Here is a 15,443-nt window from a genome sequence, read left to right on the forward strand (position 1 = left end):
ATTATTTAGGAAACAAGGCCAAGTGAAAGCATAAACTTATATAATTTCATTTTTTTCCAAAACACTTATCTAATTAATTTCAGTACGTAATTGTAGCTGCAAACTCAGAGTTTACGCTATGAATGGAGTAACAAACCCAATAGTCACAAGCTATTCTACAATGGCGCTCAAACAGGCTTAACCAGTCTCTATTTTGAGTACTAATCAATCCAATCACGATATCAGAAAATTGCATAAATTACACCACTAGTGACAACAATGGCTTTTATCCCCCTTAATTACACGCTAAACACATGATAAATCATCAGTATATATTCAGGTGAAATCCCGTAACTAAATAGGGCTGAAAAAATAGAACTTTTAATTGTTAGTAAACTTGAGGGAGTCTGCTCGCCCTTCAAAGTAGGCTGTACTTTGGCTATCTCCCTTTGCCTTATAGTATTTAGCAAGCAGGATATAACAGTCTCTGATACGATTGGTAAGCTCCAGCTGAGAGAAGTGTGCAATAGCGCTTTTAATCGCATCTTCCGCACTTTTATCTAGCCTCTCAGCGCGCCATTGCGCATTTTGATACAGTACAAAAGACATTACTTCTATATTCTCTAGCTTTGCACTTGATTTTAGTGCTATTAGTTGCTGTAGATCTGCGTCTAAGGTAGAAAAATCTACTTGCTCTTGTGCATACTTCATTTTCAGCCAGCGATAGTATATGGACTTTTCTTGGTTCTCTTTAAAAACTGTAATCAAGTCGTTAACAAGCTCTATGGCTCCAATTTGATTCCCTTTTATATACTCGCTTTTTGCCTGAATCGCTTTAGTTGAGTGCGACAGGTCAACACCTTCAAATCTTTGAATAGTTTTTACTCGCTGTAAATATTCTTTCGCCGTTGCAAAATCTCCTTTATCTATGTGCACAGAGGCTTGCTTAAGTAGTGACATGCCCATTAACCAAATATCGTTGCGCAGATTGGCATACTTATAGGCTGTTTGATAATTTAACAGCGCTTGATCATGCTTTTGCTCTTGTCGCTTACGATCGCCTCTTGCCATCCAGGTCATTGACAGGCCCTTATACCTAGTTACACTGTAGTTTTTCTCTGGAGCACTCGAGCACCCTACCAATAAGCAATAGAGAAATAAAACCGATAAGTATCCAAGCCCTCTAATCATGCATTTCAACCCCCGTACTTTGTGGCGGCTTCTCTATCCCATCTTTAAGTATTGGGTGATTATTTAAAGCTTGCAGCGTTTTGTCCATTTTATCCAATACCTGCTGCATACTATGAATGGCTATTGCAAATTGCTCTCGCTCACTGTGGACTTCTTTCAGCATTAGCTGCATCACAGTTAGACTTTCATTGAGGTTATTGAGGACGATCGGCAATTGTCTGTCAGTAACCTCGCCAATAATTGCAACGGGTTCATTATAATTATCGAGTGTCGATTCAGCTTGGTTCATTAATCGTTCGGTTGTTAATAACGTTTGATTAAGCTGGCTAATCACCTTCGGCATTTGCTCTAACAACTCTTGGCTTTGAAGCAATGTTCGCTCTGCATCAGGCAACAAATCACTTTCTTTAACTTTCTCGCTGACGGTCATCAAGTTGTCGCTTATTTTTGCAACCCGATCTAGTACTTTGAAGATAGCACCAGCTTCTGGATTATCTTCTTTTTGAAAGTTTTGTAGAAGTTGGTTGATACTGGAAAGAATAGATTCAATATCATCACCAGGTTGCTGAATAAAGCCTTCGGCACTATAACGCTTTCCCAACTCACTGTTAATATGGGGTATCAAACTGTTCGGCGCTAATGGTTGATAGTTCTGTACGACTTTAACATCGGGTAAAATTAATTCAAATGTCGTTACATCGTCAAATATAGGGTGCTGCTCACCAGCTAGCACCGAATATTCGACGACTTTAGATTGATATTCACTAAAAACCCATAAGTCAACTTCTATGTAATTTGTTTGGTGATTCAATCTAAAGCCATCAATTCGCCCTATCTTTAACCCTTTGAAATATACCGCAGGCAAAGAGCTAAGCCCGCTTGCGTCATTTAATACCGTCTTAAAATATGTTTTGTCTGAAAAGGTATGGTTGTTTACCAGAATCATCGCAGTAAATACGACTAATAGGACAATACCAGCAGTTCCAAAAGCCAGCACAATGTTGTTGGTTTTTTTGGGGCTATGCTGCATCGACTAATGCTCCGAAAAACAAACTTTACTGTTAAGCTCCAATTGCGTGTCAGCAAGTTTTTCTATAACTTCCTTGCGATTTGAACACAAAATAAGCGTGGTCCCCTGCTGCTTTAAGCAAAGTAAAAGGTCCAAGACATATTGGCTCCACTGTTCGTCAATTTCAGCCATGGGAGCATCCCAAACTACAGCTTTTGGTTTCAATAGCAGAGCGCGAGCAAGACCTGCCAGCGAAGCTTGACCAGAAGACAGCTGCTCGGTTCTTTGAGCGAGGTAGTGTTCTAGTGCAAACTCTCGAGCAATAGATCTTATACGTTCTTGCTTCTCAGGCTTACTAACATCTTTGTAATGACGATTAAGAGGTAGCATCAAGTTCTCTTCTAACGTTAAATTAGAAATTAGGCCAGACAACTGAAATACAACGCCAAGATTGCGCCTAAACTCAGAGTACTTTTGTGCATTCATGTCATTTACTGCAACGCTATCTATTAGCATTTGACCTTTATCCGGCCTAATAATGTCGCTGGCAATACTAAAAAAGAGTGTTTTCCCACACCCAGAACGACCTGAAATAACCAAACACTGGCCACTGGACACTTGTGCATTCAAATCACAAAATACTTCTCTATTTTTAACTGCATGAGTAATTCCTTTGAATTCGATGTTCATAGCTAATTACCCACCAAAACAATATAAAGTAAAGTCAGGCCGACATGAATCAAACAAAGCGAGATTAACCCTCTACCAACCGCTTTTATATTCCTCTGTGGCACTTCAGTAATGGCTCTATTTACAGTAAGCCCGTGGTAGCTCGAAATAAGACTGATAAACAGACCTGATAACGCGACTTTTACCAGCATAATTACTATATCAAGCCAGTGTAGCTCACCGATTAACCGCGCAAAGAACGTGCTAACGGGAATAGATTGAAAAGCGTTACTCACTAGGTAGCCACCAAAAATACCACATGCCACGAAGTAGCTCATAAGCAAAACTAGAGAGATGACCATCCCTAATACTCTTGGCGCTACTAAATAAGATATGGGCGATACCCCCATAGATATCAACGCATCTATTTCTTTACTGACCACCATATTACCTAGCTCAGTAGTGATAGCAGTGCCAGATCTCGCAAGTACGATAAAGCAGACAATGAATGGACCAAGGTCTCGAACAATGGTTGAGATCAAAATATCGTAAATCCAATTTCCCTGCCCTATTGCGGCCAAAAGTGGATAGCCTTGGACGATAATTAATGCACCAATAAGCATTGCAATGAGCACGACCAACCCGAGCGCTTCAACCCCTGTAAACCGCACTTGCCTTACCAAAACATCAAAGCTGATAGAGCGATTACGGTGAAAAAATATAAAGTCTGAAATGACGTATGCTGAGAAAGGCAAAAATCCATATGCAATCATCACTGTACCTCATATTCAGAGTGCAGTTGACTTAACATTAAAGATCTTCTGTGAAGTTATTGGTTCTTTAAGATTAGCAGAACAACAGGAAAGTTGAGCAACCAGAGACTAAAAAATCACAATGATGGTATCGTCAGTTTGTTGACATAAAAGCATTTTTATAATTGACTTCATTTTTGTAAGGCCGCGTACCTCATTGTCACTCGTTTACATTGATTAATTAGCCCATAGCCCTTATAAAATTATAATGACCCTTTAACTATACATGGCTTTGACAGCTAAACATCCTGTAAGGTACCTATTTGAACTACTTAGCGCATTTGTATTTGGCACAAAATAATGCCGACTCATACTTTGGGAATTTGCTTGGCGATTTTCAAAAGGGCCTAGATGTGAACTCACTCAACTTTAGCGTTAGAAATGGGCTCGCTAATCACATCTTAGTAGACAAATTTACCGATGGGCACGATGCAGTCAGGTATTCTAAATCACTGTTCAGCGCAAAAAGAAGACGCTTCTCAGGCGTTGCTCTAGATGTTCTATATGATCATTTACTCATTATCAACTGGCACAAATTTTCTCAAGAAAAGTTCGAGTCGTTCAAAAATAGAAGTTACTACCTACTTCAACAAAATTTAACTCAAATGCCTTTAAAAATGCGCTCCGTCATGAACAACGTGATTACTAACGACTGGTTTGCACATTACCAATCTCTACAAGGGACAACTCAAGCTTTAGATAATATTTCAAAGCGTATACGTTTTGAAAATCAATTTGCAGGAGTGGGTGAAGAGATAGAAACAAACTTAGACGAGCTTGAAACATTATTCCTAATATTTTTCCCAGAGCTTTTAGAGCATGTCTCAAGAAGTGCTCTTGAAGTCAGAGCACCGAATTAATATACACTGTTTATAACTGCACTCTCGCTTAATAACATTAACAACAAGGAACTCTACGTTATGAATTTGAACCAAGTCACCCTCCCCGTCAATGATATGAAAAAGGCCGTTGAATTTTATCAATTACTCGGTTTTACGTTGATTGTTGATACGCCCCACTATGCTCGATTCGAGTGCCCTGAAGGTAACAGCACATTTTCTCTGTCATTGGAGTCAGAGCAGTTTTCTAACGGAGCAACCATCTATTTTGAACATGAGCAATTAGATGAGTGGGTAAACACTTTGGTAGATAAGGGGGTTTCGTTCTCACAGATGCCCACCATGGAGCGCTATTTATGGAAAGAAGCGGTGCTGTTAGACCCATCTGGCAACCAAATAAAGCTGTACTGGGCTGGTGACAATCGCCTAAATCCACCTTGGCGTGTTAACTAGCACCCTACAACTCTGCTAGCTCGCTTCAAAACCCGGAATTTTTGATACATCTACTTCATCAATTTGTTCGGGTTTTAGATATTGTTTTGCGTACTCTAGATAAACTCCAGAGCTTACAAAGACATCAAATAAATCAGGGTCGATATGATCTCCAAGCTTCATTTTTCCCATGATAAATAGGCACTCACTGAGAGGCTTAGCATCTTTGTAAGGCCTATCTGCTGCTGTCAAAGCCTCGAAAATATCAGCGATTGCCATGATTCTCGCCGGTACTGACATTTGCTCTCGCGTGAGACCCTTAGGATAACCAGTACCATCCATTTTTTCGTGATGTCCACCAGCAAATTCAGGGACTCTACGTAAATGTTTAGGAAACGGCAGTGCTTCTAGCATTTCTAACGTAATATCCATATGCTTATTAATTACCAACCGCTCTTCTTTCGTTAATGTCCCCCTAGCGATACTTAAATTGTACACTTCCTCGTCACTTAACAAAGGCTGCCGTTGGGAGGCTATCTCAACACAATAAGTGTCCGCCAAAGCTTGAACCCTCTGTTGATCTTCATCTCTCATAAACTCGCCACCAATATTGGCTTTTTGCAAAAAAGCACTCTCTTCGTCGAGTTTTATCAATTTACTGTCTAATTCCTGCTTTAACTGGTTTACTTTTTCTTGTTGGTCAAGCACTTCTGCTCTTGCAATATCCGCCACATAATTCAGCTCTACATCTCTTTTCGCAATTTCTATCTTAGCAACAACCAAATCAATTTTATCGTATACAGAGTGCAACTTAGTCGCCTTATCCATCACATACTCAGGAATGGCAATTTTACCGCAGTCATGCAACCAACCAGCCAAAGAGAGCTCGTGTCTATCTGCTTGATCCATCTTAAAATCAGCCATAGGACCTTGCTCAGCATTGTGTACAGCTTCAGCTATCATCATAGTTAGCTCAGGAACGCGCCTACAATGCCCTCCCGTATAAGGCGATTTTTCATCAATCGCTTTCGCTATCAAGCGTGTAAATGCTTGAAACAATGTTTCCATATCATCAATTAATTGGCGGTTAGTAAGAGCAACAGCTGCCAGTGAGGTTATAGAACAGATTAACTCAACCAACGCTTTAGAAAACGGAACCACTTTGCCATTGCTTCTTGGATTTATAAGTTGTAGTACTCCATTGAGGTCACTTTCATGGTTTGCCATTGGCACGGTAAGGACCGATTGAGTGTGATAACCAGTCTTCTTATCCATCGCACGCGCAGCAGATAAGTCATATGCACTACAGTCGTATACATCATCGATACGGATCAGTTCTTTCTTGGCGGCGGCTAACGCAACCAAAGCACTTTCATTGGGTTTTCCACTGTCAAGATAAATAGGTATCGATGGGAAAGGGATCTCTATTCCCGAAGTCCCTCCCATATGCATCCCTAACGGTTCATTTATCAGTGTGGCAAAATTAAGCTGATCATTTTCAGAAACTGAATATATCGTGCCACCTTCCGCATTACTGAGAGAAATTGCAGACTCTAATATGTGCTCTAATAATCTGTCTGTGTCGTGCTCAGCAGACAGCTCGGTTGCCAACTTGAGTAAATGCTTGAGTGCGATATTGCTTTCGACAAGCACTTCTTCTGTGACGGTTTTACTAATAGACAAATCCATGACCCATCATGCCTTTCTACTTAGATTTGTGCGTGTAACTTCCGTCCCAATTTTCACCGGGTGGATTTACCTGCATCTCACGCACTCTTTCACAAAAAAGGTGGTAGACCTTTCTTTGTGGTTGTAACTCTATAAGTTTAGTAAAAGCTGGCAAAGCTTCCTGCCAACATTGCGATAAATACAACTTCCAGGCGGAATTATGCGCTTCTAACTCTTCCATTTGCGCTTTTGTGATGTCATTTTTCAATGCAATGGGTTCATAAATGGTCACAGCCACATTTTTACCCTTTACTTTGACCTTATCAATTGGCCTAAAAACGATATCATGGCAATGTTCAAAGGTCATTTCACTAATCAAAATGCCTACGCCATAAAACTTTGTTAACCCTTCCAAACGTGACCCAAGGTTTACAGCATCCCCCAACACCGTGTACGCCCTACGGTATTCAGAGCCCATGTCTCCAACATTCATATCGCCAGTATTAAGACCAATACCAATAGCAAAAGGTGGAAACCCTTGCTCTTTCATTTGCGCTTGTAGTTCATCGACTTGAACCTGCATTTGCATAGCGCATTTGACAGCAAGCTCAGGGTGCTCATCAACTAACAACGGCGCATTCCAAAACGCCATTACCATATCACCGACATATTTATCTATCGTGCCTTGGTACTCAAAGATGATTCGCGTGATTGGCGAAAAATACTGATTCAAATATGCTTTTAACCGACCCGCATCTAGAGACTCTGAAATACTTGTAAATTCCCTAATATCGGCAAATAAGACCGTCATAACACGCTTTTCACCTTCCATTGAAGCTTGATCGGGTTGTTCAAGCATTGACGCAATGTGCGCAGGTGGTACGTATTGATCAAAAATAGACTTTATTTGCACGCGTTCTTTATGCTCTTTAACAAACCCGAGGCTACCCAATACGGTAGTTTGCGTGATAGTTAATCCCAAAACAGCTACTTGAGGAAAATCGAGTCGCCATACCACCCATGCATAAAAGCTAAAAAATATAAAACCACCTGTGATTATAAGTGCCACAAGTGTCATTCCGAATACACCCAAGGTGGGTAAAATAATAGAGGTTATGATGCCCAAAAGTAGCAACAGCATAACAACGGCACCATCTATCCAATCAGGCCTAGATGGAAGTAACTCTGGAAAGACAAGCCCTTCCAGCACATTCGCATGGACTTCCACCCCCGGATATTGAACACCCACAGGTGTAGTTCTTAGATCCGCATGTCCAACAGCTGAGGTCCCGACAAATACAATTGCTTGATCGAACAGCTCTGCATCTATCTCTCCTTTGAGGACCTCTGTCGCAGAAACATAAGGAAAACTAAACGCAGGCCCCCTAAAAGGAATCGCAACGCGGCCGTAGTCATCTGTTGGAATTAACGTCGTACCAAGTTTGATCCCTTGAACGCTGTGCCCATCGCCAAACGGCTTCGCAATAATTTTTACCTCATCAGCCAGCGTATACAGACGCGCAGCCTCCAACGCAAGAGCCGGATAAGCATGCTCATTATGTTTGATCATTAACATAGAATATCGGACAAACCCATCTCCATCAGGCGCGCTGTTTATAAACCCGGTCCCTGGACTATTGAGCTGCAGGACTTTAACGTTTGCGACATGCCCGGCAAAATCAGGAATTGGTAGCTCTTGTGGTTTTACTTCACTCGCAAAAATAGGGGCAGGTAAATTGCCGACAAGAATGTCTTCCTGATGCTCAAACAGCATACCCAGCACCGTATCTGTCTCATTGAGTGTTTTTGAAAAAGCGATATCTGCATCAATATCAGGAGCAAGGGCCTGCAATGTATCAACGACTTCAGCCTTTTTTCCTCCTAAATGATCCACAACTTGCATAGCAGGGTTGAGTTCAGGTTCCGAGAACAGAACATCATAAGCAACAACCGCAACACCGGCATTAGCTAATTGTGTTTGCAGACGAGCCATGACATGACGACTCCATGGAAAACGTCCAACATCAATCAGGCTTTGCTCATCAATATCAACAATGACGATCGGTAAAAATGAACGTTGCTGCCATCCCAGTGACTCTTTCAATCGAACATCATAAGCCAAGCCTTCAAAACGCTTAATGACTTGACCATAGGGTGAAGCAGGTGAAAGTGCCAACAAATGAAGCAGTATAAATAAAAGTGTTATCACTGAACCGCTAACCCATTGCAAACGGTAAAGCTTAAACCACTTTTTTAACGTCATGTTATTTCTAAGCCTTCAAAGGCTATAATTGTGTTGAATGGATAGTTACTGTCTCGAATATTCTCATCTATCTTGTCTAAGTCACTATCAGTGCGAGCAGGATCGTGACTAATAATGACAAGATTTTTAACCTTTCCATGTTCAGCGAGAGCTAACGCATCTTTTATTTGCGAATGACCCCACCCCATCTTCAGAGGGTAATCACTTGGAATAAATTGCCCATCGTGAATGAGATAATCCGCCTCATTAACAAACGAGACCCACTCATCAAAGCTGGTGACGGGCGCGTTTGGAGGGTAAAGCTCGTTATCGATTGCGTAAACAATAGTTATACCATCCACACTGAATCGGTATGCACTCCCCCCGCCTGGATGGTTCATCGCCTTTCGTTCAATATTTATATCCTGATAAAGCCAAGTATCCTGTTTTTGGACATGCAACTTAATATCTGCCGGAAGGTCTTTAAACTGGACGGGGAAATAACTTCCTTGCATCTGCTGCAGGATTGCATCCGGAGCCAACTCTTCCGTAATTCCTGGAACAATCGTAATATCGCGTTTAGGCATATAAGCAGGGACAAAAAACGGAAATCCCTGAATATGGTCCCAGTGGTTGTGGCTAAGTAATAAATAGATTGGTCTTTTGTCCTTAAGTAATTCATCTCCTAAAAGGCGAATGCCTGTTCCCGAATCTAATATTACATGAGAGCCTGTATTGCTTTGTAAGGAAACACATACCGTGTTTCCTCCATACTTTACCGTGTCAGGCCCCGGCGTGGGGATTGACCCCCTCACGCCGTAAAATTTTAACTTCATCGCACTCAAACCCCACTGTCGGCTAGTCTGAAACTTCAATCTTACCAGCTTGCAGAACAATCACTTTCGGCTCATCCTGCTGTAAAACAAGGACAAAACTATCGCCATTACTTAAACTAATAGCAGACTCTAACTGTCCTGTCATTGTTCCACTGAACTGCTGATAGCCAACCGAATTAAATGACAAATCAAGAGTGCCAGCATCGTCTTCTAGTTTTACCCGCGCGACATAAACGTCTAACCCTGAGGTTGCTTGTAAGAACATCACTAACTCGCCAGTACTTTGCACCCAACCTTGTTTAACCGCGACTGCCGTAGTGCCTAGTTGCTCAAATATGAAAACACCATTTGAAGCAAAGCTTGAATCAAGAACCCCATCACTGTTTGCTCTAATGACAAAGTTTTTAGTTCCTCCAGTTCCGAAAATAACAAACCTTCCTTCACCATCGACAAAGGACCCTTTCAATGTGAGAGTCTCCCCTGATACCAAGCCAATATCCAGAGCAGCTACACCCGCAGTGCCAAAGGTAGGATCTAATACTCCAGTTACCGTTGCTTTTGCCAAAATGACTCGAGGTTCAGTAAATTCTTGCTCGTCAGTACCGACACCGACTAAGAAAGTTGAAACAGGGTGTATAAAATCAATACCTCGCGCAGTTGTGCCACAAGAGACCCCACTTGGAACGGGATATTGGAAATGCCCAGACATGATACCCACGCTTGAGTAAATAAACGCGTGGCTTTGGTCAATGCACCCATCATTGATCTTAGCAAACGCTAAGAAATCACCTGTAGACAAGCTATACAGATTTGTCACCGAAATTGTACTTCCCGTACCACCGTACTCGCCCGCATTGATACCGATTGCACTACCACTATTACCCGGAACAAAATCAAAATCTTGGGCACCGGCGTTTGTCATATTAACGATAAAGGCCTGACTGGTACTTTCATTTCCAGCTAACAATAGGTTTCCAGCACCAGTTTCAACCATTGCTGTTGTGGTCGCAGAGTTACTCAGCGCAAATTGAGCTTTGCCTAAGCCGCCAAATGCAGAGACCCCTTTACCTGTATCATCTAGTTTATAGATATATGGCACTTCGCTATTTTGCCAAGTGGTCGTGTTTCCAGCAATAAACAGTTGATTAGAGGCTGATAATGCGCCTTGTCCGGCTGAGAAGGACTCATTGGCAGAACCTGTGTCTAAATTTACCTGTCCATTAGAACCAAAACTTGAATTAAATTGAGCACTCAATGTGAACTCACCTAACCATAAAGAGTAGAAGAAGTTATTCCCTACAGAACGGAATTGATAGCCGTACATGAGTAGCCCTTGCGATGTACGATGGAAGTCAACTGGTGCTAATAAAAATTGACCATACGCACTAGGGCCACCACTATCTGGGAGCCAACCGCTATCAATTACACCGCTGTGGTCCGTCCTAAACAACTGAGCCGCATTGGAAGATGAACTAGATTGACCTCTACCAATACCTACATAGTAGTGAGTATCATCGGCATAAATACCAAAACCATAAGCATTCCACGTAGAGAAATCTAAACCATCAATACCAGATGCAGGCAGTTGATTTAATTCATAGAGAATATAACCATTCGAGCTAAATGTGGTATCAGCATTGCCATTACTCTCTAGTCGCATGACAAAAACAGACTTATCAGTGCCACCGGTTAAATATGAGTCACCCGTTAACAAGATTTTCCCATCACTCAGCTGTACAACATCATGAACTTGGTTATCAAAAGACGCACTGTATATATCAATTTGCAAAAAGCCTGAAGACTGGAAGCTTGTGTCCAAAAGCAAAGTCGACTTATTCACTCTAGCAAATAGTAGGTCTTTGTTACCTGCCTCTGACATAACCTCACCATAGACAAGTAAATGCGTGCCCAAGTCAACAACACCATCTGCATACTGGGAAGATGCGGGAGCTAAATCCAATGAACCGCTTATAGTACCTGTTGCATCGACTCTGGTAAGAGTAATCGTTGTATTGTCTCCAACTTTAACGTCACTTAGAACTGTCAAGGTTTGTGCATCATCCACCATAATTGCAACAGGTGTGATACGCGCTCCAGTACTTAATGGCAGCTTAGTATACCCAGAACCAGCGCCATAAGTTGTATCATGTGTGCCATTGGCTGTTAGTCTAAACAACAGTAGTTCTTGAGCTTCTGTAGTACCAAAATCTGCATATCCAGCGACGTAAATTCGATTTTCGCCGTCTACCGCGACTGCTTTAGCCACAATATTTTGAGGTTGGTCAGCCACCTCAATACCAAAGTCACTCGTAAACACACCTTGGCTTGCAAAGCTAGTATCTGGATATCCATCTGGCATCATTTTAGTAACAGCAGCCCGATGTATATTGCGGCTTATACTTTCCACCCAAGAGCCCACACCGCCAACGGCGATAATTTTACCATCAGACAGTACGATTGACTGACCTACTTCGTGATATTCCATAGAAGCACGCAATCGAACAACCTTTTCTCCATCTGAACCAAAGGTGGTTAGCTTGTTAGCAACAAATATAGTCTGCGCTACTGTAACATTAATGGTAATTGATGCTGAAGCGCATAAAGGAGGTGACACACTGTCACACACTTCTACAGTCAAATTGTATGTTGTTGCGCCGTTCGTGGCGATTTGCGTCGCGTTTGCAACGGTTACCCTGCCATCTTGCGCAATTGCGAATAACTCAGCGTTGGTACCTGTTAAACTGAAACTAATATCATCTCCATCGGGATCAGATGCGCTAACTTGAAGCACTAAGTCTCCGTTAGACACATTGGTCTGTATATTTGCAGAATTCCCTGTCACATTAGGGGCATAGTTCTTATTGTTCACAACAATCGAAACTGTCGCTACATTAGAGGTTTGCGACGCATTGTTACTCACTTGGTAAGTAAATGAGTCATTCCCAACAAAATTATTCATCGGAATGTAGCTGATGGACCCTGTTGAGGTGTCAATAAATGTGGAGCCATGTCCTACTGGTGTAATGATTTCAAGGGTAGAAGGTACAAGTGTCAGGCCTTTAGCATCATCGTTCGCTAAGACATCAATCATAACGGAAGTGTTTTTATCAAGCGTTGCACTATCTGGATTAGCAATAGGTGTTGTGTCGGGTTCCACAATCGTAATTGATACAAGTGCGATATTAGACAATGCACCGAGATTATCTCTAACTTGATAAGAAAAACTATCCGTTCCAACAGCAGTGCCTGTGTGCTGATATGTAAACGAACCAGTAGAACCAATACTCACTGTTCCTTTACTAGGCGACGCCACCAACTCAAGGGTACTAAAATCAATCAGACCATCTGCGTCAGTATCATTTTGCAACACACTAATAAATACTGAGTTGCCTATCTCAACCTCAGCAGTATCATTGTTCGCAATTGGTGGTTGATTAGCCTCGGTTACCGTTACCGTCACAGTCGCCGTATTTGAAAAATCTCCCCGGTTGTCCTGTACACGATACTCAAACGTATCTATACCAACAAAACCTGACTCAGGTAGATATATGACAAGGTGATCGGAAGTGTTGATACTGGTGCTACCGTGTTGAGGCGCCGTAACAATTTCTAACGTAGTACCATTGAGGCTGCCATCGGGGTCACTGTCGTTAGCAAGTACATTGATACTGACTGACGTATCCTGCACCGTGGATGAAACATCATTTACTGCTACTGGAGGCGTGTTTTGTGTAGTGACAAAGATATAAACAAACGCCTCATTTGAGGTTGCCCCCTCATTGTCTTTCACGGTATAGGTGAAATAGTCGGTACCATCGAATCCGGCTTCACTTTGGTATACAAACTTGTTCGCACTATTGAGAGTCAAACTGCCATGCATCGGCTGCATCACGGCTGTTAATGTAGAGAGATCCAACACACCATCAATATCCAAATCATTGTTTGCAACGTCGATCTCGATTTGAGCACCTGCGGTGACCTCGACCGAATCATCCATCGCCATAGGCGGGTCGTTCACTGCAATAATATTTATCACGGCAAATGCTGCTGCTGTTGAACCCTGTAAGTCAGAGACTTGATATACAAAAAAGTCCTGACCAGAAAAGTTTTCTGAAGGCGTATATCTAAAACCCCCTTCACTCGTCAATTCTAATAAACCATTTTTAGTGGTCTCTGATATTTCAATTTGTAGGTTAATCAGATCTGTACTGCCACTATCCAACTGGTCGTCGCTGTCATTCTCCAAAATACCCGGCGCGGACACCTGAAGTAAAATGTCCTCACTCGTTTCGTAACTATCATTGACTGCAACGGGCGGCGTGTTAGTTAGCTCCTCTTCTATACTTATAGATACATCTGCAGTTGCAAAACCTCCATTACCATCCTCAATACGGTACTCAAAGAAATCCGAACCGACAAAATCAGCAGCAGGTGTGTATGTAAAAGTTCCATCGCTGTTAAGCGTCAATGTGCCATTTTGAACATCAACAATAGGTGTTGTATTAACGGACACAGTATCACCATCAAAGTCGATATCGTTGACCAGCAACCCTCCACCAGAAACTGAGAGCTCTGTATTTTTTTGCAGTGCATAACTATTTGGAATGGCTATGGGGTTTTGATTGGTTCTTTCAATGTTAATACTCACGGTTGCCTGAGCCGTCGCACCTTGTGTGTTAACCACTTGATAGACAAAGCTGTCTGAACCAAAAAAGCTTTCTTTTGGCGTGTACGTAAAATTACCGTTAGATAGTAGGTTGAGGTCACCATTTTGTGGTGATACCAGCGCAGGCAGTACTACTTGCAGTGGTCCGAATCCCAAATCCTGGTCGTTACTCAGTACATTGCCTGAGATTGCCTGGAATTGCTCTCCTGTAAAAGAATCGTTGTTTGCTACAGGAAAAATTAACTCCGTCGCTGGCAGCATTATTGATTCACTAAAGGCACTTTCACCGCTACCATCAATACCTGTCACTCTCAAGTAATAATGTTCTTGAGGGTCAAGCCCTGTAAACTCTTGATTGGTACCAGTCAGCGCTATGACTCTACGACCATCAGGTAAAGATGTTACAGACGCTAAGTTATTGATTGGCGACTGAGCAAGATAAACATTATATCTAAGGGCTTCATCTAACGCTTGCCAGCTCACAGACACAGTTCCGTCTTCACCTCTTTGCGTTGGCTCTACTACAATGCTTCTGGGTAACCAATTGACCTGTTTAGTGGCCACGACCGTCAAATTACCACTCAAGTCTTCGACCCAAACTTGTATGTTGATAGACCCACTTTCTTGGCCAAAATTAAAAGGATTGATACCCGTTTGCGTAAACTTAAACGGCGTCGAGCAATTGTTGTCGCATAACACAATGGCTTGCTGAGTATCATTAAATCCAAGTAAAACACGTCCAATTCCATCAGGATCTTCGATGTTATCGACCGAAACCGTGAGATTGCCACGCTCTGTCACAGTATCGGTTGGGTGAATCAATTCGCCTGTACCGTTTATCATCAGCTCATCTACGACCTGATTCTCTGTTAAGCGGGCGAATCGATAACGAGGTTGATAAGAAAAGTCCACGACCTTTGGCGAATTAGAAACTAACGAAGGCTGTTGTGGGGTTTGCGGTGTCGCAGAAACGTTATCTACGTTTTCGCTTGACTGCTGTAGTGGCTCACTATCTTTGCCTCCACCGCATGCAGAGAGCAAAAAGCCGGATACAACAACAGCCGCAACGGTTTGATAAATTGACTGAATGCGCATTTTCC

The 15,443-nt window shown here is 42.2% G+C and carries 10 protein-coding genes; 2 read left to right on the forward strand and 8 right to left on the reverse strand.

The window, feature by feature from the left end:
* Positions 1–360 precede the first annotated feature (360 nt).
* The 4 genes from N475_RS19960 to N475_RS19975 form a co-directional block, all read right to left on the reverse strand.
* Positions 361–1,059: a hypothetical protein gene (locus N475_RS19960; protein WP_063357688.1), complete on the reverse strand. Its 699-nt coding sequence runs from the start codon at positions 1,057–1,059 to the stop codon at positions 361–363.
* 103 nt (positions 1,060–1,162) lie between these two features.
* Complete coding sequence (locus N475_RS19965; RefSeq protein ID WP_063357687.1) at positions 1,163–2,200, reverse strand: MlaD family protein; 1,038 nt, start codon at positions 2,198–2,200, stop codon at positions 1,163–1,165.
* 3 nt (positions 2,201–2,203) lie between these two features.
* Positions 2,204–2,869, reverse strand: coding sequence for an ATP-binding cassette domain-containing protein (locus tag N475_RS19970; RefSeq protein WP_063357686.1), 666 nt, complete (start codon positions 2,867–2,869; stop codon positions 2,204–2,206).
* A 2-nt stretch (positions 2,870–2,871) separates the two neighbouring features.
* Positions 2,872–3,621, reverse strand: a complete 750-nt coding sequence (locus N475_RS19975; protein WP_063357685.1) for an ABC transporter permease — start codon at positions 3,619–3,621, stop codon at positions 2,872–2,874.
* A gap of 302 nt (positions 3,622–3,923) precedes the next feature.
* Between N475_RS19975 and N475_RS19980 the strand changes: the two genes are divergently transcribed.
* Together N475_RS19980 and N475_RS19985 are read left to right on the forward strand one after the other, a co-directional pair.
* Positions 3,924–4,520, forward strand: a complete 597-nt coding sequence (locus N475_RS19980; protein ID WP_063365839.1) for an acyl carrier protein phosphodiesterase — start codon at positions 3,924–3,926, stop codon at positions 4,518–4,520.
* Between the two features lie 60 nt (positions 4,521–4,580).
* Complete coding sequence (locus N475_RS19985; protein WP_063357683.1) at positions 4,581–4,952, forward strand: VOC family protein; 372 nt, start codon at positions 4,581–4,583, stop codon at positions 4,950–4,952.
* A gap of 15 nt (positions 4,953–4,967) precedes the next feature.
* Here N475_RS19985 and N475_RS19990 read toward each other — a convergent pair whose 3' ends face one another.
* Genes N475_RS19990 through N475_RS20005 form a run of 4 tightly spaced genes read right to left on the reverse strand, consistent with a single transcriptional unit; the run spans position 4,968 to position 15,438 of the window.
* Complete coding sequence (locus tag N475_RS19990) at positions 4,968–6,620, reverse strand: HD domain-containing phosphohydrolase (protein WP_063357682.1); 1,653 nt, start codon at positions 6,618–6,620, stop codon at positions 4,968–4,970.
* Positions 6,621–6,636: 16 nt separating this feature from the next.
* Positions 6,637–8,862, reverse strand: coding sequence for a CHASE2 domain-containing protein (locus N475_RS19995; protein ID WP_081232471.1), 2,226 nt, complete (start codon positions 8,860–8,862; stop codon positions 6,637–6,639).
* Positions 8,859–9,677 (reverse strand): MBL fold metallo-hydrolase, encoded by an 819-nt coding sequence (locus N475_RS20000; protein ID WP_063357681.1) that lies wholly within the window; start codon positions 9,675–9,677, stop codon positions 8,859–8,861. Before N475_RS20000 ends, N475_RS19995 begins: the two co-directional genes overlap by 4 nt.
* A gap of 22 nt (positions 9,678–9,699) precedes the next feature.
* Entirely contained in the window at positions 9,700–15,438 is a 5,739-nt protein-coding gene (locus N475_RS20005; RefSeq protein WP_063365840.1) for an Ig-like domain-containing protein, read from the reverse strand.
* Between the last annotated feature and the right edge of the window lie 5 nt (positions 15,439–15,443).

Origin of the sequence: Pseudoalteromonas luteoviolacea DSM 6061 (genome assembly GCF_001625655.1) — a bacterium.
GTDB classification, from domain to species: Bacteria; Pseudomonadota; Gammaproteobacteria; order Enterobacterales; family Alteromonadaceae; genus Pseudoalteromonas; species Pseudoalteromonas luteoviolacea.